Source organism: Prosthecobacter dejongeii (genome assembly GCF_014203045.1).
GTDB lineage: Bacteria > Verrucomicrobiota > Verrucomicrobiia > Verrucomicrobiales > Verrucomicrobiaceae > Prosthecobacter > Prosthecobacter dejongeii.
In genome coordinates, this window is sequence record NZ_JACHIF010000008.1 from 49,635 (window position 1) to 71,771 (window position 22,137).

General features: G+C 55.2%; 15 protein-coding genes. 8 read left to right on the plus strand and 7 right to left on the minus strand.

The window, feature by feature from the left end; all coding sequences use genetic code 11:
- Window positions 1–49 precede the first annotated feature (49 nt).
- Together HNQ64_RS17315 and HNQ64_RS17320 are read left to right on the plus strand one after the other, a co-directional pair.
- Window positions 50–727 (plus strand): ABC transporter ATP-binding protein, encoded by a 678-nt coding sequence (locus HNQ64_RS17315; protein WP_184210942.1) that lies wholly within the window; start codon window positions 50–52, stop codon window positions 725–727.
- Window positions 728–744: 17 nt separating this feature from the next.
- Window positions 745–4,416, plus strand: coding sequence for a lipocalin-like domain-containing protein (locus tag HNQ64_RS17320; protein WP_184210944.1), 3,672 nt, complete (start codon window positions 745–747; stop codon window positions 4,414–4,416).
- An 11-nt stretch (window positions 4,417–4,427) separates the two neighbouring features.
- Here the strand turns inward: HNQ64_RS17320 and HNQ64_RS17325 are convergent, their stop codons facing one another.
- Window positions 4,428–5,426, minus strand: a complete 999-nt coding sequence (locus HNQ64_RS17325) for a hypothetical protein (RefSeq protein ID WP_184210946.1) — start codon at window positions 5,424–5,426, stop codon at window positions 4,428–4,430.
- Window positions 5,416–6,075: a dTMP kinase gene (gene tmk, locus HNQ64_RS17330; protein WP_184210948.1), complete on the minus strand. Its 660-nt coding sequence runs from the start codon at window positions 6,073–6,075 to the stop codon at window positions 5,416–5,418. The genes HNQ64_RS17325 and tmk overlap by 11 nt, the downstream gene beginning before the upstream one ends.
- A gap of 90 nt (window positions 6,076–6,165) precedes the next feature.
- Between tmk and hisI the strand changes: the two genes are divergently transcribed.
- The gene (gene hisI / locus HNQ64_RS17335; protein ID WP_184210950.1) at window positions 6,166–6,588 is read left to right on the plus strand and encodes a phosphoribosyl-AMP cyclohydrolase; all 423 of its coding nucleotides are present in this window, start codon (window positions 6,166–6,168) and stop codon (window positions 6,586–6,588) included.
- A gap of 128 nt (window positions 6,589–6,716) precedes the next feature.
- Here hisI and HNQ64_RS17340 read toward each other — a convergent pair whose 3' ends face one another.
- Entirely contained in the window at window positions 6,717–7,040 is a 324-nt protein-coding gene (locus HNQ64_RS17340; protein WP_184210952.1) for an energy transducer TonB, read from the minus strand.
- A 468-nt stretch (window positions 7,041–7,508) separates the two neighbouring features.
- On the opposite strand from HNQ64_RS17340, the gene sucD reads away from it, so the two are divergent.
- Window positions 7,509–8,414 carry a succinate--CoA ligase subunit alpha gene (sucD, locus tag HNQ64_RS17345; RefSeq protein WP_184211330.1) on the plus strand — a complete coding sequence of 302 codons (906 nt, stop codon included), beginning with the start codon at window positions 7,509–7,511 and terminating at the stop codon, window positions 8,412–8,414.
- Window positions 8,415–8,504: 90 nt separating this feature from the next.
- Here the strand turns inward: sucD and HNQ64_RS17350 are convergent, their stop codons facing one another.
- Window positions 8,505–11,417, minus strand: coding sequence for a PAS domain S-box protein (locus HNQ64_RS17350; RefSeq protein ID WP_184210968.1), 2,913 nt, complete (start codon window positions 11,415–11,417; stop codon window positions 8,505–8,507).
- Between the two features lie 137 nt (window positions 11,418–11,554).
- On the minus strand, window positions 11,555–15,337 hold the full coding sequence (locus HNQ64_RS17355) for a PAS domain-containing protein (RefSeq protein WP_184210976.1): 3,783 nt from the start codon (window positions 15,335–15,337) through the stop codon (window positions 11,555–11,557).
- A 452-nt stretch (window positions 15,338–15,789) separates the two neighbouring features.
- Here HNQ64_RS17355 and rplM point away from each other — a divergent pair, with 452 nt between their 5' ends.
- The 4 genes from rplM to HNQ64_RS17375 all read left to right on the plus strand — a co-directional run bounded on the left by rplM (window position 15,790) and on the right by HNQ64_RS17375 (window position 18,575).
- Entirely contained in the window at window positions 15,790–16,224 is a 435-nt protein-coding gene (gene rplM / locus HNQ64_RS17360) for a 50S ribosomal protein L13 (protein ID WP_184210978.1), read from the plus strand.
- 22 nt (window positions 16,225–16,246) lie between these two features.
- Window positions 16,247–16,639 carry a 30S ribosomal protein S9 gene (rpsI, locus tag HNQ64_RS17365; RefSeq protein ID WP_184210980.1) on the plus strand — a complete coding sequence of 131 codons (393 nt, stop codon included), beginning with the start codon at window positions 16,247–16,249 and terminating at the stop codon, window positions 16,637–16,639.
- Window positions 16,640–16,772: 133 nt separating this feature from the next.
- Window positions 16,773–17,978 carry a PQQ-like beta-propeller repeat protein gene (locus HNQ64_RS17370; RefSeq protein WP_184210982.1) on the plus strand — a complete coding sequence of 402 codons (1,206 nt, stop codon included), beginning with the start codon at window positions 16,773–16,775 and terminating at the stop codon, window positions 17,976–17,978.
- Window positions 17,979–18,095: 117 nt separating this feature from the next.
- The gene (locus HNQ64_RS17375; protein ID WP_184210984.1) at window positions 18,096–18,575 is read left to right on the plus strand and encodes a glycine cleavage system protein H; all 480 of its coding nucleotides are present in this window, start codon (window positions 18,096–18,098) and stop codon (window positions 18,573–18,575) included.
- A 10-nt stretch (window positions 18,576–18,585) separates the two neighbouring features.
- On the opposite strand, the gene argA is transcribed toward HNQ64_RS17375, so the two are convergent.
- Window positions 18,586–19,902 (minus strand): amino-acid N-acetyltransferase, encoded by a 1,317-nt coding sequence (gene argA, locus HNQ64_RS17380; RefSeq protein WP_184210986.1) that lies wholly within the window; start codon window positions 19,900–19,902, stop codon window positions 18,586–18,588.
- 72 nt (window positions 19,903–19,974) lie between these two features.
- The gene (locus tag HNQ64_RS17385; RefSeq protein ID WP_221305485.1) at window positions 19,975–22,104 is read right to left on the minus strand and encodes an SGNH/GDSL hydrolase family protein; all 2,130 of its coding nucleotides are present in this window, start codon (window positions 22,102–22,104) and stop codon (window positions 19,975–19,977) included.
- Window positions 22,105–22,137 lie beyond the last annotated feature (33 nt).

Below are 22,137 nucleotides of genomic sequence, written 5' to 3' on the forward strand. Positions count from 1 at the left end.
CAGACTGCTGCGCAACTGGAGGTTCACTACGCACGTTAATCTACTACCCATGCCTGACGCCATTCTTGCCGCCGCTGACCTACATCGCAGTTATGCCTTCGCGGAGTCGGCCGTGCCTGCGCTACGAGGGGTTTCATTGAGCCTGGAGGCAGGGGCGTTTGTTGCGGTGATGGGGCCTTCTGGTTGTGGGAAATCCACTCTACTCCAGCTCTGTGGGGCGATGGACAAGGCCGACTCGGGCTCGCTGAAACTCGACGGTCGCGAGGTGACCACGATGAATGATACTGACCTTACCCGGCTGCGGCGGGAGAGGATCGGCTTTGTGTTTCAGTTCTTCAATCTGCTGCCAACTCTGAGCGTGCTGGAAAACATTGCCATGCCACTTTTACTGGCTCGGGTGAGTGAGAAAGTCGCCTTTGAAAAAGCGCGTGCTTTGGCCCAGCGAGTCGGCATTGACCATCGGCTGGATCATTACCCTAACCAAGTGTCTGGCGGGGAGGCTCAGCGTGCTGCGCTAGCTCGTGCGGTGATCCATGAACCTGCGCTGCTGATTGCCGATGAACCCACCGGCAGTCTGGATAGCCACAATGGCCAGCGGGTGCTGGAGCTTTTCCAAGAGCTGAATCGGGATCTCGGCATCTCCATTCTCATGGCCACTCACGATGCTCAAGTGGCGGCTATGGCCAAACAGACATTGCGTATGAAGGATGGCCGAGTGGTGTCATGAAAAACGCGATTTAGCCCATGATCCGTTTTTCTTTATTTCGACGTTTTATCCTGCGCCCCATGCTGGCTGAGCCTGTGCGCACGGCATTGACAGCGCTCGGCGTGATGCTGGGGGTGGCGGTCATGCTCGCCATCCAGTTGGCCAACAGTGGCTCGCTACGCGGCTTCTCTGCGGCTCTGGATGCGGTTTCTGGCAAGGCGGCACTGGAGATCACCTCAGCCCCCTTGGGGGTGGATGAAAGCTTGCTGCCGGGCTTGTCTTGGTTGCGTGAGTTTGGCATTGCGACGCCCGTCATCGAGTCCGATGTCATGGCCGTCACGGGAGAAGGTCGAGAGATGCTGCGTGTCATCGGTGTGGATGCCATGCGCGATCCTGCGCTGCGTGACTATGCCGTCTCTGAAGGAAGTGCGGGCACAGTCTCTGGCATGGAACTCATGGCGTTGCTGGGGAAGCCAGACTCACTTCTACTTACTCGCACTTTTGCTCAACGTCATCACTTGAAAAAGGGAGATGCACTCCAGCTTCTGGTGGGAGACCGGAAGAGGCAGTGCACCATTTCGGCGATTTTGGGGGCAGGGGAGGCTGATGTGAAAAAGGGGCCTCAGTCTGCCCTGGCTGCGCAGTCCCTAGCCATCATGGACATCGCGAATGCGCAGGTAATCCTGGACAAACCTGGGCGCATTGATCGCATCGAACTGCGCCTCCATGAGGGGGTCCAGGTGGAACAGGCCGAACAAGAAGTGAAACAACGACTGGGGGTAGGCCTCTCTGTTTCGCGCCCTCAACGGCGCAGTGCTGCCGTGGAGAAAATGCTGGCCGCCTTTCATTTTAATCTCACCATGCTCTCTGGCATCGCCCTCGTGGTGGGACTGTTTCTGATCTACAACACCGTTTCCGTGGCGGTGATGACCCGACGGCGAGAGATCGGTATGCTGCGCACATTGGGGGTGACTCGAGGGCAAGTGCTACGATTATTTCTTGGCGAGGCGACTCTTCTGGGGCTGATGGGCGCTTTGCTGGGCGTGCCTTTGGCCAAGGTGATGGCCGAGGCGGCTATCGCGCTCACTTCCACGACGGTGGACACCCTCTATGTCGCGACGGCGGCTCAGGTGCCCGCTTTGACATGGGGGCACTGGGCCATGGCCTTTGGGGTGGCCCTGCCACTGTCTTTGTTAGCGGCAGCGCTGCCAGCACGTGAGGCAGCCCAAGTCACTCCTCTGGAAGCCATGCGGGAGACTCACGCTGCACTCCAGCAACACCCTGCCAGAGCTAAAAGGAAGTGGGTGCTAGGGTCACCGGGTATTCTTTTTCTCATCGTCGGTTATGTCGCCGCCAGGCAGCCTGCCGTTATGGGCTTGCCTTTGTGGGGTTACTTCGCTTGCCTGTGCGCCATCGCAGGTATGTCGTTGATGGTGCCGATGGTGTTGAGGGGAACGGCTCACATGTTGCGTGGGATTTTGGGGCGAATTTTTGGTATTGAAGGGCGGCTGGCGGCTTCGCAAATCCGAGCCTCGACCCATCGGCTTTCGGTTTCTGTTGCGGCTCTCGCCGTGAGCTTGGCCCTGACGGTGGCCATTGCTGTCATGGTGGGCAGCTTCCGGCAAACGGTATTGTATTGGGTGGATCAAACCCTGGGAGCGGATCTCTACGTACGGCCCGGGACTCCACCCCGTAGCCAAAGTCCGCCGACCTTTTCTGAAGCCACGCTCAAGACGCTGCGGAAGCACCCTGCCGTCGCGGCTTTTGATGGGTATCGCTCCATGGACTTGCCTTATAGAGACCGCATCATCAAGCTAGGCACGGGTGATTTTGAGGTGCAGATGCAGCATGGGCGGATCGCCCTGAAGACGCGAGGCGATGCCAAGGCTATGCTGCGTCAGGCCAAGGACAAAGGGGAGGTCTTCGTCTCGGAGAGTTTTGCTCTGCGTTTTGGCGTGAAGGAAGGAGATCTGGTGACTCTGCCCACGCCCAGGGGAGATCACGCCTTTCGCATTGCCGCGCAATTTTACGATTACTCCAATGACAGCGGCACTTTGACCATGGATAAAACCTTGTTTCAACATTGGTTCGGCGAAAGTTTGCCCACCCATGTGGCCATGTATCTAAAGCCTGGGGCTAATGCGGAGACGGTGAAGACGGAGTTGGTGCAGCAGCTCGATGGTCGCGGGTTTGTCGCTATCTTTACCAATGCGGGACTGCGGCAGGAAGTGCTGCGTATCTTTGATAGTACCTTTGCCATTACCTGGGCGCTGGAGATCATCGCCATCCTCGTCGCCATGGCTGGAGTCGCGGCGACGATGATGACGCTGGTTCTCGAACGGAAAGAGGAGATTCGTTTGTTGCGCATTGCCGGGGCAGAAGCTGGTCAGGTGCGGCGCACGATTGTGATTGAGTCGGGATTGTTGGGTGCGGTCAGTCAGGGGCTCGGGCTGGTGGCGGGGATGCTGCTTTCGCTCGTACTCATCCGTGTCATTAATCCGCAGAGTTTTGGCTGGAGCATACAGTTTTATACCCCTTGGCTCTTTCTCCTGGGCTCGACTTTATTGACGGTGATCGGCACCATGATCGCAGGCGTGTGGCCTGCACGGCGCAGTGTCTCCCGCACATTTGTGGCCAGTGTGCTACTAGCGCTATTTTGCCCTTGGGGGGCTCAGGCGCAGGAGTGGAAACCTTCTATGCCTGGTTATATCTATGCCTTCCCACGTGACCATGGGCAGCATCCTCAGCACAAGATCGAGTGGTGGTATTTCACCGGGAATGTTAGGTCTAAAGAAGGGCAGCGTTTCGGTTATCAGCTCACTTTTTTCCGGATCGGAGCAGTGGCCGAAGCCCTGGTGAAATCTCCCTGGGCACTGCGCGATGTGTGGATGGCGCACTTAGCTCTGACCGATGTGGCCGGGAAGAAGTATTATCACGCGGATCGTCTGAATCGTGCGGGGCCTGACCTTGCCGGGGCGACAGAGCAGCGTGTCTGGAATGAGGATTGGCAATGTCTGACTCTGCCTAACAGGAGATTTATTTTAAAAGCGGGAGATCGAGATTTTACGATTGAACTAGAACTAGAGTCCGGGAAGCCGGCGGTGATCCATGGGGCGAACGGCATCAGCGAAAAAGGGGTAACACCTGGCAATGCTAGTCACTATTACTCCCTCACGCGCATGCCCACGCGCGGCAACATACGGGTGGGAGACCGCGCCTTTGAGATCACGGGCGAGACCTGGATGGATCATGAGTTTGGCACCAGCTTTCTGGAAAAGGGCACCGTCGGCTGGGACTGGTTCAGCGCGCAGCTCAGTGATGGCAGCGAGCTGATGCTTTTCCAACTGCGAGGCGATGGCAAGAGTGATTCCAGTGCGGGAACCCTGATTCGTGCCGATGGCAGCGTGGTGAGCCTAACTTCCAAGGACTTCAAGCTGTCTCCAGGCCAGGTCTGGAAGTCGCCCGGAGGGGCTGCCTATCCTATCCAGTGGCAGATCGAGATTCCTGGACACGGCATTACTTTAAAAAGCAATGCGGTTTTGCCTAACCAGGAGTTTAGGGCAGAGTCCACTCCGGGGCTCGGTTATTGGGAAGGGGCCGTGGATTACACCGGGCAATCTGGGGGGCGTGAGATCACCGGTCAGGGCTACCTAGAGATGACGGGCTACTCAGGCAAGGCCATGAGCGTGTGGTTCGGCCAGGCCCCCTGAGGTGCTGCGGGCTATTTGCCAAAGGCCTGAATGAAACCGACTTCTAGGGCCAGGCCTTCGTTAACGTTTGTGTGCAGGTGCGATTCTAACTGGCGCAGCGTGCGCAGCCGTTTGGTGGTTTCACCGGGATCCCAGCGCTGAGCTAGGGCGGCTGTGGCTGCCGCGTATTCGGGAAGATCGAGATGCTCTGCCCCCACCTGCTGGCGGGCGATGTCTCCCATCCAGGCTAACAAGAGATCCATCAAAGCATCGCGCTGTTGTAGGTAGGTGGCTTCGATTTGCGCCGTCACTTGCTCCTCACGTTGTTTCAGCCATGTGCCATCTGTCGTCTGCTTGTAGTGATCTTGTTCCTTTTCGAATTCGTCTTCCTGCTCTTCCTTGATGTCGCCATGAAGGTCTTCGAGGATGGCCTGGAAATCGGCTTTAAGACCTAGTGCAGCGGAGATGCTGCCACCGGCTTGGTTGCGCGTCAGTTTTTCTAGAACGGCCAACAGCTTTTGCTCGTGCTCCGTGAATTTGCGTGCACCACCAGGAGGCAGAAGGGGAATCTCGATGACACGAGAGCGGATGGTGGGCAGGAGCTGGCCGGGCTGAGTGGTCAGCAGTAGCAGCAGGGTGCGTGGCGGTGGCTCTTCGAGAGTTTTGAGGAAAGCATTCTGCGCCTGATCATTCATGCGCTCTGCATCCACGATGACTCCCAGTTTGTAGCCTCCGGGGCCAGTGGTGCGGTGGATCATACGCTCCAGGTAACGGATGGTTCCCACGTCATCGGCATCGTCTCCCACCTTGATGCGGCGCGATTTACTCTGGGGCCGCAGAATGATGGCCCCTTCCTGGGACCAAGCGTCCAGATCTGGGTGGCGGGCTGCGGTGACCAAGCTCATGACTTGAGCCGCAAAGCCTTCACGGTCGGCCTCGCGCGGTCCCGTGATGAGGTAAGCGTGCGCCAGTCGGCCCAACTTTTGGGCGCGAGTGATGAGGTTAAGGGCGTGGTCGGGCTTAAAGGGCATGGCGGCGTGTTTGCAGGAGTGACCAGATATCGCCGTGAAGGGCTTCCGGAGGCTGGTCGGCGTTCAGCATCGTGATGCGTTGAGGCTGCGCTTGAGCGAGCTGGCGATAACCTTCGCGCACTTTTTCAAAGAAGGCGAGAGGCTGGCTTTCCATTCGGTCCAGCTCCCTGCCTGAGTCATCAATCCGGCGGCGGGCAGTGACCGCATCCATATCCAAGACCAACGTTAGATGAGGTAAAGTGCCCCCTGTGGCAAAGGCATTGATCGCCTGCACACTCTCCAGTTGTAGCCCGCGCGCCATGCCCTGATAGACTGTGGTGGAATCGAGAAAACGATCCAAAATAACCAGGGTGCCCGCTGCAAGGAGAGGCCGGATTTTCTCCCGCACGATCTGGGCGCGGCTGGCGGCAAACAGCAGCAGTTCAGCTTCTGGGCTCATGCCTTCGCCCGCTTTGCCATGCTGCAACAGGTGGCGGATTTCTTCCCCCACGGCTGTGCCGCCTGGCTCACGCAGAACTACCACGGGCTGGCCCTCGGCTTCGAGACGATCCTTTAACAGGCGGATCTGGGTTGACTTGCCACAGCCCTCAGACCCCTCAAAGGAGAGGAAAAAACCGGGGGCTGTAGAGGAGGTGTCGTCCAGGGTCATGGCAGTGCCCTCCTTTCCTAGCGTGAGCCAGCCAGAAGTCGAACAAAAGCATTTTGGTTTTGGCAAACTGGCGTATCTTCCCGGCCCCCAATGACAACCACCCCCCCGTACCAATTTGGTCCCCGAGAAAGCAAGAAGGTCATCGAAGAAGACCTCGTTTTTGCACCCAAGTTCGATGAGCATGGCCTCATCGCAGCCATGGCCGTGGATGCTCATACCGACGAGGCGCTGATGCTGGCCTACATGAACGAGGAATCTCTGCGCATGACCCTTGAGAAAGGCCAGGCTGTTTACTGGAGCCGCAGCCGTAACCAGCTTTGGCACAAGGGGGAAACGAGCGGTGAATTTCAGGAAATTGTCGAAATCCGAACGGATTGCGACCAGGATGCACTCATCCTGCGGGTGATCCAGCACGGCGGTGGCTGCTGCCACACCAAGCGCAACAACTGCTTTTACCGTAAAGTCGTGGCCCCAAAACAAGGCGGGCTGGTGAAGCTGGCGATGGTGGAGTAGGCTCCCCCTCGTTTAAATTTCAGACCGCCGTTCCTTCCATGGAGCGGCGGTTTTTGTTTTAAAGGCGATTATGCAAGCGACTTCGAACATGGGGCTTGGCCTTTCACAAAAAACTCAATCAGTCGTCATTATTCAAAGCGCAGGGGGATGATGGAGGGAAAAGGGTGGGGTTTACCATCCACAGTGCCCGGCTTGAACTGCCAGTCCTTGCGTGCGGCTTCGATGCCTGGGAGGAAAATTTCGGCCTTCTCCCCAGTGACCAGGATCTGGTCTACATCCCCCTTTTCATTGATAATCACATGAGCTTTCGCAGTACCTCTCTGAAATCCTTGGGGCAGATAAGGCAACCTCAAAGAAATGAGGCGTGGTCGAACAATATTGCGACCCTGTTTTTCGTAGTTGGCTAATTGACCCGATAGTTTCTCGTGCTCAGCTAGGGAGAGGGGCTTCATGGGTCTGGTAGGTCTGCTTGGGCGTGGTGGTTGAGCGCGTAGAATAACGATTTCCGATTTACCTGCCCTATTTGGCGGGGCTCGGAAGTTTTTCATTAGGTTGCTTCGCAGGCGCTCTTGATCCTTTGTGGGCACCGAGCCGAGAAAATTGACGTCCTTCACTCTGCCGTCTGGGTTGAGTGTGAGTTCAATGCTGGTGAGGCCCGACTCCGACGGCGAAGTGGGAGACGGTTCTGGCTCGTGGGTGGTGCAACTGGTCAAGCCACTGAGGATGACGAGCGCGGTAAAAAGCTGGGCTGCTGGGGTGAGCTTGATCATTACGAAAGGTGCTGTGTGCCTAGTCCTGAGCATGTGGCCTTGTCAAAGGGGGGCTGATTTTATTCAGGACCGCTCCTTGACGCTGCGTGTCGAGTTTCTATGATGGAGTGCCCACGCCTGGGCAGCCCAGTTTTCCGCCCCCACACCATCATGGCCATCCTCGTTGACACAAACACCCGCATTCTCGTCCAAGGCATCACGGGGGACTTCGGTTCCCGCCACGCTAAGGCATCGCTTGATTATGGCACGCAGCTCGTGGCCGGTGTGACCCCTGGCAAAGGTGGCCTGACCTTCGATCACGGCAGCCACAAGGTGCCTGTGTATGACACCGTGGCCGAGGCCGCCAAGCAGAGCGGTGCCACCGTCAGTGTAATCTTTGTGCCACCGCCCTTCGCGGCTGATGCCATCCTGGAAGGTGTGGATGCCGGTCTGGACCTCGTCGTTGCGATCACCGAAGGTATCCCGGTCAATGACATGATCCGCGTGAAAGCCGCCATGAAAGGCAGCAAGACCCGCCTCATCGGCCCGAACTGCCCGGGTCTAGTCACCCCAGGTCTGGGTGAAAAATCCCACGGTGGCTGCCGTATCGGCATCGCCCCCGGCTACATTCACAAGCGTGGCAATGTGGGCGTCGTCAGCCGCTCCGGCACTCTCACCTATGAGGCCGTCTGGCAGCTCACCACCCGTGGTTACGGCCAGAGCACCTGTGTCGGCATCGGCGGAGATCCGGTAAATGGCACCAACCATTTGGACATCCTGAAGATGTTCAATGAAGATCCTGAGACCGAGGCCATCATCATGATTGGCGAGATCGGTGGCAATGCTGAAGTCGAAGCCGGCCTCTGGGCAAAAGAAAACGTGAAGAAGCCTATCGCGGCCTTCATCGCTGGTGCCACCGCTCCTCCAGGACGTCGTATGGGCCACGCTGGTGCCATCATCGGTGGGGCAGATGATACGGCAGAGGCCAAAAAGCGTATCTTGGCTGAGTGTGGAATTTCCGTGGCTGATTCCCCGGCCGATATGGCTGCGGCTCTGCTCAAAGTGTGGGGCAAATAAGCTCCATTTCGGCAGCCTCAATGCCATGTTTTCAAGGCGCATCCTGGTTTTCAGGATGCGCTTTTTAGTTAGGGTTAGGTCATCAGATCATCAACTGGGAGATTCTGTGAGAACTTGCCGCAGCTTTGTCAGTAAAGTCTCGGCAGTGTAGGGTTTTGGGATGAAATGTTTGACACCTGCATTCATGGCATTGGCCACCATGTCGCTCACATTAAGTCCACTCGCGGCAATGATCTGTGCGTGAGGATTGATGCGTAGCAAAACGGGGATGGTCGTCGGGCCATCCATGACGGGCATCATCATGTCCGTCAGGATGGCGGAGATGGCGTCTTTCTGCATCGCATAATAGGCTGTGGCTTCGGCCCCGTCATTGGCTAGCAAGACACGGTAGCCGAAAGCTTCCAGTGTCTGCCGGGTGATCTGGCGCACGGCATCTTCATCATCCACCACCAGGATCAGCTCTCCCTGGCCACGGGGGAGATCTACAGGTTGGGCCTCGCTCAGTTCAGGGGGGGGATCCGTCTGAGCTGGGAGATAAACATGGAACTGGCTACCGATGCCCAGCTCACTGTGCACACGTATGAAACCGCCGTGGCTTTTGATGATAGCCAGTGTGGTAGAAAGGCCCAGACCGGTGCCTTTACCGAGTTCCTTGGTCGTGTAAAAGGGCTCGAAGATGCGCTCGATGGTTTTGGTGGTCATCCCTGTTCCTGTATCCATCACCTTCAACACGATGTAGGGGCCGGGCTCAGCCTGCAGGTTCATTCCCGCAGAAGTCTTTTCTAAAACTTCGTTATGGGCCGAAAGGGTTAGCGTTCCGCCATCCGGCATCGCATCGCGTGCATTGACACAGAGATTCACCAAGACTTGGTGCAGTTGAGTCGGGTCTCCTTGGACGATCCATAAATCATCTGGCACATGAGTCTTGACCTGGATGCTTTTGAAGAAGGTTTCGTTCGCGATTTTTTCGACTTCCTGAATTAGGTGTCCGATGCGCACGTCAAGTTGTTGGCTTTCAACTCCACGAGCAAAGGAAAGAACTTGGCTGACCATGTCAGCTCCTCTTTTGGCACTGCCTTCGATGGTCGAAAGAATGTTGAGGCGATTGCTGTCAGACTCATGAAGCTTCAACAGCTCGATGGCCATCATGATGGGAGCTAGCACATTATTGAGATCATGCGCGATGCCGCCCGCCAGTGTGCCGATACTTTCCATTCGTTGGGCACGTAGGAATTGTTGCTCCAGTTTTTTGCGTTCAGTGATGTCCGTATTGATGGCCAGGATCGCCTTCGGTTCGCCACTCTCACTACGCACGAGCGTCCAGCGTGCTTCGACGATGATGTCCTGCCCATCTTTATTTGTCTGCTGAAGTTCGCCATGCCACTCGCCTTTTTTGATCGTGGCAGCAGTGGCTTCCTGAAAGGCTGAAGGGTCTTTATACAGCATTTCTTGGATGGACTTGCCCAGGGCTTCCTCCTTCGTCCAGCCATAGAGTCGTTCGGCACTGTGGTTCCAGTAGAGGATATGGTGTTCCAAACTGCGCATCAGGATGGCATCTTGGGCCTTGTCCAGCAGCGTGGCCTGTTCTCGCAACTTGATCTCCGCCGCTTTGCTGTCGGTGACATCGCGGGAAATACCGATGAGGCCGATAACGTTGCCTTGATTATCCCGGTAGGGGGCCTTGGTGGCACTGTAGGTACGTGTCACCCCTGCGGCCGTCAGGATTTCTTCGGTGATGAGCACTTGATTCGTGGACATGACTTGACGGTCACTGTCCCTGACCACACGGGCTCCCTCCGGCCCAAAGAGGAAGAGGTCATCTTGGCCTAGCACTTCTTCGACAGATCTTCCTACGAGCTTGCAGGCTCCTTCATTGAAAAGGAGATAACGACCTTCGAGATCTTTTACGAAAACAGCATCGGGCGTTCCTTCTGCCACTGCCCTTAGAAGGTCGGTGGTCAGTTGCATCTTGGTTTCTGTTTCCACCTGTTCCGTGATGTCCCGGCAGGTGCCGAGGGCGCGCTGGGGCTGCTCATTTTCATCCTGGAATACTTGCCAGCGCTCCTGGATGTATTTAATCCTCCCATCTGGCATCCGTAGCCGGTGCTTCAACTCACATGGCGTTTCAAGGTGCAACGAATTTAAGAAGGCTGCATTCACGGCCTCGCGGTCATCTGGATGGACGATCTGAAGAAAGGCCTCATGGGTCGGGTGGAAAGTCGCTTCATCAGTCTCATGAATGCGGTGAGCTTCTGCGGACCATTGCACCTCGAAAGTCTGGAGATTGGTTTCCCAACTTCCGACCTTGGCTACTGCTTGGGCGGTCACCAGCCTCAGCCGCTCCTTATCGAGCTCTTTGGCGAGCAGTCGCAGTTCTTGTTCGCTCTTTTCAAACGCTACCTGAGATCTGTGCTTGTCCGTGATGTCGTGGGTGGTGCCAATCATTTTCAGAGGTGCGCCCGTGGACTCATCGAATAAAAGGTGAGCAATCTCCTGCACGATGCGTTCTTCACCATCTGGGCGGATGAGCCGATGAACGACAGAGTAGGGTTTTTTCTCTCGAAGGGCTTCAGCGACAGCCTCACGAATAGCCTCATGGTCATCAGGATGCACGAGGCGGAAAAAGAGCTCATTGGTCACCTCAATGCTTCCAGGTTCATACCCGGCGAGGCGGAACATTTCATCGGACCAACGCATCGGATTGGCCGCGCGATCTTCGAGGTCTTTCAAATCCTGCTCCCAACTCCCAAAGTGACCGATTCTCTGCGCTGCGGCTAGGCTGGCCTCATTCGCACGCAGAGCTACTTCTGTTTCGCAGTGTTGCTGAAGGGTCTGTTTGAGCTCTAAGTTCTCCTGCTGAAGTTTGAGCCATGCCTCATCCTGCTCGAGGCCAGATGCTGAGGTGTTGTTCACCCATTTCACTGTATGACCCTTTTCCCTCAGCAGAGCCGCCACCTCGTGGAGGTTGGTTTTCTTATCATCAACGATCAAGACAGGAGTCATGGGCGGTGGGGTGATGGTCAAATCTACTGTTCCGTGGATCAGGCAGACTGGCGGTGTGGCTGGGGCTGCTTACTGAATGGAAGTCATGGCAAGGAGGATCCACCGGTCTTGATCGTGCCAAACTAGGTCGAAGGGACTCATGAAAGGGGGGGAGATAAAGGTTCCTCAAGCACTTTCTTCAGCATCTTCAGCAGAGTGTCCGCCGTGTAGGGTTTGGGTAAAAAGTGCCGGATACCAGCACTCATGGCCTTGGCTACCATGCCGTTCGCATTGAGACCACTGGCGGCAATGATGCGCACTTGAGGATTCATGCGGATGAGGACAGGAATGGTCGAAGGGCCATCCATCACTGGCATCATCATGTCTGTGATGACTGCGGCGATGTTTTGCTTTTGCACGGCAAAAAGTGCCGTTGCTTCAGCTCCGTCAGCGGCGGTGATGACTTTATACCCAAAGGCCTCCAGTGTCTGAGTGGTAATATTGCGCACAGAAGCTTCGTCATCCACGACGAGGATTAACTCTCCTTGGCCTCGCGGCAGTTCGACCCGTTCCTCTGCGTCTTCTATGCCAGCACTGTGATCTAGGGCGGGTAGATAAACTCGAAAGCGCGTGCCCATGCCGACTTCGCTGTAAACCCGGATAAAGCCACCGTGGCTTTTGATGATGGCTTGGGTTGTGGAGAGCCCTAGACCTGTGCCTTTACCCAGCTCTTTGGTGGTGAAAAAGGGCTCAAAGATTCTTTCGAGAATTTGTGGGGTCATACCCACACCTGTATCCTCTACCTGGATCACGACATAAGGCCCGGGAGTTGCATCCAAATTCATGGCGGCGTAGTGCTCATCCATTCTCTGATTGCAGGCAGAGAGCATTAACTTACCGCCTTGAGGCATCGCATCTCGCGCATTCACACAAAGGTTGATCAAGACCTGATGCAGTTGAGTGGGGTCTCCCTGCACTTGCCATAATTCGTTTGGAAAGTCCGTCTCCACCGTGATGCTTTTGAAGAACGTCTCGTTGGCAATTTTTTCCACTTCATGAAGTAGGCTGCCGATCTCAAGATCCAGGTGCTGGCCTTCCACTCCACGGGCGAAAGAAAGCACCTGCTTGACCATTTCAGATCCTCTGCGTGCACTCGCTTCGATGGTTGAAAGGATGCTAAGCCGGCGACTATCCGTCTCATCCATCTGTAGGAGTTCGATGGACATCATGATGGGCGCGAGCACATTGTTTAAATCGTGAGAGATCCCTCCGGCCAGAGTTCCAATGCTTTCCATGCGCTGAGCCCGGAGGAATTGCTGCTCGAGTTTTTTGCGATCACTCTGGTCTGTCATTCCCCCGATCATCCGGATTGCTTTGCCCTGAGTATCGTAAATGATGTGGCCACGATCCATCACGTCAGCATACTGTTCATCCTGCCGCCGAAAGCGATACTCTGCCGTCCAGGATTCTTCGCCGCTATCAATGGCGTGGTGGATGCTGGCGATCGTGGCTTCTTTTTCCTCAGGGTGGATACGATCGTACCAGGACTGAATGGTGGGATCAATCTGGTCACGCTGGTAACCAAAAAGGGTTTCAAATCCCTCATTCCACCAAATCATGTTTGTTTGGAGATTCCAATCCCAGATGGCGTCATTCGTGGCTTTAGAAAGCATGCGAAACCGCTCTTCACTTTCCCGGATTTGTTCGTCTGCCAGTTTGCGTTCCGTGATGTCACGCATGGTTCCCACGATGCGCTCCACGCGCCCGCTTTCATCTAAAACGGGCACGCCATGCTCATGTACCCAGCACTGGCTGCCGTCTGGGCGTGTGACACGGAACTCGACATTGGTGGCTTGGCCTGCAAGCTGAAGTTCAAAGGCCTTTTCCGCGAAAGGCAGGTCTTCAGGGTGGATGTATTTGAGGTAAGAGAGTGGGTCGGCATACACGCTTTCACAGGATCTTCCCCAGAGCTGAGCATACGCTTGATTCGTGTAGAGTAGGCGTTTTTGAATGACATCGTAATTGTAAAAGATCTCTCCGATGTTTTCTGCCATCTCATGAAAGCTCCGTTGGGTTTCTTGCAGCGATGTCTCCGCTTGCAGGCGGTGTTCCTCTTGCATGCGGGCCTCAATCGCAAAGGAGATGTTGCTGGCGAGGGCCCCCAGTAGAGCCAGTTCTTCTTCCTGAAAGCACTCAGCGTGGTCTCCATACACTGTGTAAACCCCGGAGATTTTCCCACCAATTCTCAAAGGGAAAGCCGCACATGAGCGATAACCGCGTCGCAGCGCTTCTTGGTGCCACGGCTTCGTCCCTGCTTCATGGGCAAGGTCATTGCTATATACGATGCGGTCTTCATGAAAGGCCTGAGTGGAGAGGCCCCCGCAAAGGACATCATCGCCTATGATCGTTCGATCAACGCTGTCTAAAAAACCTGCATCATGCCCATGTCTAGCTCGCACATCCAGGCGGGTGCCATCGATATTGACCATTCCGACCCAGGCCATTCGTAAGCCTCCTAACTCCGCCGCGATACGGCAGGCTTGCTCATAAAGTTCCTGGGTGCTCTGCAGGCGTACGATGGCTTGGTTGATACTGCTAGAAACTGCGTACAAGCGATTGAGCCGACGAATCTTATCCTCTGCTTGCTGGCGCTCAGTGATATCTTGAACGATTCCGACCATTTTGGTGGGGCAGCCCGTCTTTTCATCATAAGAAACCTGGGCGGTTTCATAGAGGATTCGCATTTGCCCATCTGCGCGGCGAAAGCGATGAACAATGGAGTAGGGCATTTTCTCCTGGATGGCTTTGGCCACAGCCAGGCGAATCGGTTCGTGGTCTTCTTCGGGGACCAAACTGAAGAATAGTTGGTTAGTCGGCTGGACTTCACCCAGAGAAAATCCCGCCATTCGGAACACCTCGTCAGACCATTTCAGGGTTCTCAATTCTTCATTTCCAATCGGGGTAAGATCCATCTCCCAACTGCCAAATTGAGCGATACGCTGAGCCGTGGCCAGAGTGGCCTCGCTGGCACGTAGAGCCTGCTCGGCACGTTTATGTTCGGTGATGTCAGTATGGGTACCTACCACTCTCAGAGGATGACCCTGTGCATTTCTGGAGACCACTTTACCACGATCAAGAATCCATCGGTAACTGCCATCTTTGGCACGTAAGCGGTGCTCTGACACATAATGTGGAGTCGCACCCTCAAAATGCTTTTGCACTAATGCTAAAGTGGCTGCCCGATCTTCTGGATGCAGTCTGCTGGACCATTCTTCGAGCCGGTTGCCAATTTCTGCCTGTGCATACCCGAGCATGCTACACCACAGGTCCGAGTAATACACCTCATCCGTTTCTGCATTCCAGTCCCAGACTCCGAGATCGCTCCCCAAAAGAGCAAACTGCCAGCGTTCTTCACTCTCTTGCAGGGCGATTTCCGTTCGTTCTTGTTGGCGCTGTTGTCGCCGCAGTTGCAGTCGGGTCATCACATGCTCTCCCAGAACGGTTAAGATGTGTTTTTGAGACTCCGTCAATTCACGAGGGACCCAATCCACCACGCAAAGTGTTCCTAGTGTCTCACCTTCCGGGGTGATGAGTGGCGTGCCTGCATAGAAGCGAATTTTGGGTTCATTTAAAACCAGTGGATTATTGGAAAAGCGAGAATCTTTGAGGGTATCTGGAACCAGCAGCAACCCTTCATTTTCTAAAGCATAAGCGCAGATCTTGGCGGCACGGGGGATATGGTCCACGGCCAAGCCTACCTTCGATTTAAACCACTGCCGGGTGCCATCCACCAGGGTGATGGTGGAGACGGGTGTCTGGCACAGATTGGCAGCCAGAGCTGTCAGCGCATCAAATTCAGGTTCTGCAGGGGTATCGAGAATCGCATAATCATGGAGAACTTTTAGGCGCTGGGCTTCATTAACGGGATATTGAGCCTTCATGAGAGCGATGGGGGGAGCTGGAAAACGAAGCGATAAATGGAGTGTCCGAGCGTGGAAACTTCGCAAAACCATTGGGCCAAGTCCGTGGCAAAAGGGCCTGAATCGCTTCCGTTTCTCTCAGCATTGAGAGACTTAGCCAGTTTAACCCGCTTTTTGCATCCTTTTTCGGTATCTAAAAAGTATGATTTTTTTCAGCTCCTAAGATTTTGAAGTGCGTTTAAAGCTTAGCAAAAGGACGCGAAACCGTGCTTCAGCCCACATAAAACCAAGATCCCTCTTGCTTCACCGACTGCTTACAGTCATAGAAAGAGACCGGAAGGCGACTTCATTTGCGATTCTTTGTGAATAAGACCGAGTTTCCGTTTGACACTTCGCGGGAAACTTTTACTCTCGCGGCCCTCATTTTAACGCGGCGGCTCGTTGCCACTCACCGCGCTTTTCTCAAGAACCTTATGAAGACATTCTCTGCCAAAGCCGAAGACATGAACCGCCAATGGTGGGTCATTGATGCCAAGGACAAAGTCCTGGGCCAGGTCGCCGTGGCTGCCGCTAACCTCATTCGCGGCAAGACCCGCCCTACCTTCACCCCCCACGTGGACACGGGTGATTTCGTCGTCGTCATCAATGCAGATAAAGTCCGCGTGACTGGCAAAAAAGAGCAGCAGAAGACCTACACCAGCAAGCGTGGTGGCTTCATCGGTAACCAGAAAGTGGAGACCGTGGAAAAAGTCCGTCAGCGTCGCCCTGAGCTTCTCGTTCACCGCGCTGTGAAAGGCATGGTTCCTCATAACCGCCTGGGCAATGCCATCATCACCAAGCTCAAAGTGTACGCTGGTGAAGAGCATCCTCACGTGGCACAGAACCCGAAGGCTTTCTCCGTCGCCTAATTTTTTCTTTAGATCACGTTTCATGAGCAAGCCCATCACCAATGCCACTGGCCGCCGCAAGACCGCCATCGCCCGCGTGCACATCCTGGCCGGTTCCGGTTCTATCACCGTCAACGGTCGCGACTTTGAGGAGTATTTCCCAACCGTCGCCCTTCAGAACCAGATTCTGACCCCTCTGGCCCTGACGAATACCCGTCAGCAGTATGATTTCAATGTCAATGCCTGTGGTGGTGGTATCACCGGTCAGGTCGGTGCTGTAAAGCTTGGCATTTCCCGTGCTCTGATCACCGTGAATCCTGAACATCGCGGTGTTCTCAAAAAAGCAGGCCTGCTGACCCGTGATTCCCGCGCTAAAGAGCGTAAGAAGCCAGGTCGCCCAGGTGCCCGCAAGCGTTTCCAGTTCTCCAAGCGTTAATCGCTGGTTATTCTTGGTTCCGTTGGTTGTTTTCAAAAGCCCCGCTTCTCGGCGGGGCTTTTTTTCGGTATCTGCCTACCCTTTACAAAGCTCTGTTGCCAGATGTCCTCGGTCGAACGTTAATCATTCTTATATGAAGGCTCCCTCGCTTTTCCCTCGCCTGTTTTTGATTGCCAGTGTTTCCACGGCTGCTTGGGCGGCTGATTGGCCTATCTGGCGTGGCCCTACCTTTGATGGGATCACTGCTGAAAAGGAGTGGCAATTGAAGGCGGATCCCAAAGTCGTTTGGGAGGCTGAGGTGGGCTTAGGATTTTCCTCTTTCGTGGTTTCACAGGGGAAAGTGCTCACCACTGGCCATGCCGAGGAACAAGACACGATTTATTGTTTTGACGCGAAGACTGGCAAAGAACTTTGGAAACACAGCTACGCAGCTGATTTGGGTGATAAGTATTATGAAGGTGGAACCTCAGCGACTCCCACCTTCGATGGCGATAAAATTTATCACCTCAGCCGTTGGGGAGATCTCTTTTGCTTGGAGGCCGTGACTGGTAAAGTGGTCTGGGAAAAAAACGTCCAGAAAGAGACCGATGCCAATATTCCTGACTGGGGTTTTGCAGGTGCGCCGCTGGTGCAGGACAATCTGCTCCTTCTGAATGTGGGTAAAGCTGGCATGGCGGTCGAAAAAGCGACGGGCAAGACCCTCTGGAAAAGTGAAGTGGACAATGCAGGATACTCGACCCCGTATCCCATCTCCCATGCAGGCAAAAAACTGGCCGTGATTGGCTCTGGAGATGTCTACATCGCCGTGGATGTAAAAAGTGGCCAGCAGGTCTGGTCCTTCAAATGGAACACCCGTTATGGTGTGAATGCAGCGGATCCCATTCTTGTCGGAGATAATCTTTTCATTTCCACGGGGTATAACAAAGGATGTGCTCTTTTGAAACTGGGGGAAGGGGAGCCGCAGAAAGTTTGGGAGAATAAGGCTCTCAAAAACATGTTTAATTCCAGCATCATCCTGGATGGCCATATTTACGGCATTGATGGAGACCACAACAGTCGCTGCGCCATGAAGTGTGTGCGCCTCAGCGATGGGCAGGAAATGTGGGCAGAGAAGGAAGTTGGTTTTGCCTCGCTCACCGCCAGTGTAGATGGCCGCCTGCTCGTTCTTACTGCCAAGGGTGAACTCATTGAAGTCAAAGCAAGTCCTGGGAAGTACATCGAGAACTCTCGCGCTCAAATCCTCAACGGGAAGTGCTGGAGCACGCCTGTCTTAGCCAATGGCCTCCTTTATGCTCGTAATTCTGAAGGTCATGTGGTCTGCCTAGAGCTCGGAAAATAAAGGGTACTAGTGGGATGTTCGCCTTGGAAATCTCATCGCGATTTCGCTCCGTTTTTCTGAAATACTTTTGACCGCTACCATAGACGGCACGCTTTCGTTCCGTTTTCTGCCGCTCGCATGTCTCTCCCGACCGTTCGATTCAAACACGCCCGTTTCTCAGCACGTTTTCCTGAGAGTTATCGTTATTCGAGATCGCATTATTGGATGGCTCCCGTCGAGGGCGAATCTGGTCTTTGGCGCGTAGGATTCACCAAGTTCGCCACTCGCATGTTGGGTGAGCTGGTGGACTGTGAATGGCCCACCCAGGAGGGGGATTTCATCGAGCCGGGGAAAAATATCGGCTGGGTCGAAGGATTCAAGGCTGCCTCAGATGTTTATGCCGTTATGCAGGGGCAATTTGCAGGCGGAAATCCCTACTTGAAGCAGGATGCTTGTGTGGTGCGCACGGATCCTTATGAAGTGGGTTGGCTATATGCTGTGCGGGGTGAGCCGGAGGCGGATCATCTGGATGTGCATGGGTACATCGAGTACCTCTCCGGCATCATTCAGCGGATGGCTGAAGAAGGCCACGGAGAGGAAGGCGCTGCGGAGGACTGAACTCCTGAAATCACTTCAGGGACTTCATTAACACTTTAGAATTACGACCGCTTTTGTCATACTTCATGCGCCTTGGGGCAGGGAGTGAGTCGGGTGTGGTGACCTCAAAGCCCATCTTTTCTTCAAAAAAGCGAAAGGCTTGAGTGCTCAGCGCGACCAAAACATCGCAACCACGCTGGCGGGCGATCTCTTCGGCGTAGGCTACCAGTTTCTGCCCATGACCGCGGTTCTTATGGCTGCGCCGCACAAAGAGGCAGGCCAGTTCGGCGATCTTTTTGCCCCCTTCATCGTAGCTATGAACGGCTACAGAACCGATGGGGTTCTCATCCACTTCGAGGACAAAGAAGTCCTGGATCTTGGCTAAGATTTCTTCCCGAGTACGTGGCACCAGGGCTGCATCATCCATGGACTGTTGCATTAGAGATAATAGCGCGGGCACGTCTTGAGCATAGGCCTTGCGGATCTGTTGGTAGTCATCGGCATGGATCATGGTGCCCACCCCTTCATTGCTGAAAAGCTCGGACAACAAGGCTTCATCCTGGCTGCCGTCCACGATGTGAACGCGGGGCACACCTTCCTGGCAGGCTAGGGCCGCGTAACGCAGTTTGGAAAGGAGATTTACATCATGACGTGGGTCTTTGCTGCGGTAGATCTCCCTTGCGTCGGCCACGGAAATTTGGGCTAGGCGAGTGCCATCGGGTGCTGTCAGGCCGGCTTCAGAAACAAAAATGACCTTGGCGGCCCGGAGGGCGATGGCTACCTCCACGGCCACGGCATCGGAGTTTAGGCGCAGGGTGGTGCCTCGGCTATCATAACCTAACGGAGGCAGAACGGGGATGATATCTGCTTTCAGCAAGGCGGTCAGTGTTTCCGTATCCACGCGCTCGATTCGTCCCGTGAATTCCTGATCGATTCCATTGATGACGCCGGCGGGATGGACGGCGAGTGCATTGGAAACGGCCACGGGCATTTCCAGTGCGGTGAGGTCTGCCATCAGTGCGCTGGTCTGGCGGGTGATGGAGTCCACAGCCACTTCGAGAGTGGCTGCATCAGTGCGGCCCATGCCATCGTCACTGCTTAGGGTCACTCCTCTCAGGTTGGCTAGATAGCGCAATTGCGCACGCGCGCCAAAAATGAGTACCACTTCAATGTTCAGTGACTGCAACACAGCCACATCCTGAAGCAGACTGGCAAAGCCGGGTTGATGCATCAGAGCACCATCAATCGCGATCACAAAGACTCTCTGCCGGAACTGCGGCACATAACGGAGGATGCCGCGCAAATCTTCAAAGCGCGGGGCGGGTTTGGTCTGGTCGTTCTCTGCCACCCAACAGTCTCGCGCAAACGCACGTCTCTGCAAGGATCAAGGGGCCACAGCGATGGCTCCAAGGTTTTTTTCTCAGTCCACGCAGACCGTTGCGCGTGCCGTAGGCTTGGGTGTTAGCTCCAAGACCACGAGGGCTTCCACATCGTTGGGGGATTTCGTCGTCAGCGGCAGATGATAAGTGACGTAGCCTTCCGCTCCGCGCAGGGTTAGCCGGACGGCGAGGCCTAACTGGCTGTTACCATTATCCAGCGCCCACTCATGGAGATAAAGGTAAGTGCGCGGAACCGTCAGTGTGATCTGGCGGGAGTCTCCTCGGGTGATGAGTGCAGCCTGAAACTCTTTAGGATCAAACGCTGCTGCATAGCCATTGCCAAAGGCCCAAGCTGCCAGTGGATGGACTTTGCCAGGACCATCCAGGGCTTTGCCTGTCGCACGCACCGGGGAGGTGCTGCCTTGTTCCAGGCGTTTTCCATAACTGCGGGCATCCAGATTCATCTCGACTTGCCAGGAGGGGCCACTGCCATCTGGCGCATCTTGCAGGACTTCACCCGTGGGTAAGTTAAAAGTTAGCGTCAGGGACTTTGCCGTCGCTTGCGGTGTCAGAGTCACCAGAGCGGGGGATTTGACCTGTGCTGAGGTCTGGAGCGGCACACTTTGACCCAGGCCCAGATTGCGGGTCAAGGTCACTTGCCGTGTGGTCTTCACCGTCTCGCCTCCGGCTGTGACGGTCAGATTCAGCGGCACTCGGTTGACTTGAAGGCCCTCTTTGGGCAAATCAAAACGCAGATTCAGAGGCAGTGTTCCTTCTGGAGGCAGATCCATTCGCCCTTCTAATTTTTGACCGGCGAACTCTGCCTGCCAGCTTCCTTGAATGGCTGAAGAGCCGGGGTTCACCACTTGGCAACCCGCCAGAAATCCCGTTTCCTGATTAAACTGCGTTTCCAGTCCCCAGACGATCCCCACGGGTTCCATCTTAGCACGCAGGGTTTCCACCTGTGCCAGTGTGCCATCACACATTAAAACAGGCAGGCGAAGGAGGGCTTCTTGCAAGGGTGGAGCCTCGCCTTGAGATGCATAGCTCACTGTCATTGTTTGGGAGGCTCCTGGTTCCAATACCACGTTGGCTTTGGCCTCCACGGGTTTCCAGCCGTTGGCAGTGAGGGGGAGGGCGGTTAGCTCCAGTGCCTTGGCCCCGGTATTTTTTAAGGTGTAAGTCAGTGTGAGCTGGGTTGCAGCCTGGACTTTCACTTTCGCCTCAAGGGTTTCCCAGGGCAGCTTAATGGGCGCATCCAAGAGATCCTGATAAATCCGTCCGCCCAAAGCTCGGTGCAGACTGGCTCGTGGAGTGAATTGACCACCTTCGTCCAGGTAGAAAAACTCTCGATAACTCCGTTCAATTCTCTCAAACAACTGTGCTTCATCTTGAGTCTGAGGAGTTGGGATGGCTAGCAGGCGAGAAAGATCCCCCAGGTCCACATGCAGCACTCCCAATTCTTGCGCTGACTCTTGCAAAGCATCTGCTAGGGGTTTCGTCACGCCTAAGACGCTCTCAGATTGCCCTGCAACGGGTAACCAGGGGCTGCATAAAATGACTTCGGCACCCAGAGTCTGGGCCCCTGCCAGCGCGGCCTGGATCGCCCTTGTGAAAACGGGGGCCTGCATGCCTGCATCTGCCTGCCCGTAACAGATCAGGACCACATCCACGGGGGCCTGGCGTGCCGTGGATTCCAGAATCGCGGCGGCATCCAAAACACTCCCCTCTGGCTGGGCGAGCACTCTGAGGTTGATGGTGGGCACGCCCGTGGCGCGACTAGAGGGGTTCATTTGAAGACCCCCGGGGTAAAAAAACTGGGTGGCCAGGGCTTCAGCAAACATTCCAGGGAAGGTCTCAGCCTGTTTGCCTTCGTGGATCTTGAGCGCACTCGCATCGCCTAGAACCAACAGATGGACCGACTCACGCTGGGAGAGTTTGCGAAACAGTTTGGGCAGGAATTTTTTGAATCGTTCTTCTCGCGCCGGGCTCAGGTCAAAACTAGCTCGAGGGGTCAAGGCGGGCACGGGCAGCCGCTTTTCCAGCGCTTTGGCCTGGGCGTGTTTCTCTGTCAGATCCGCTGCCGTTTGGCCCTGGGCTACCGTCGCCAAAAAGCCTAGCCACCCCAATGCTCGCGCTGCGTTCCAGATCTGACGTTTACCTGCAATCATCATCCGTTCACTTCAGCGAGTTGAGCCAGCTTT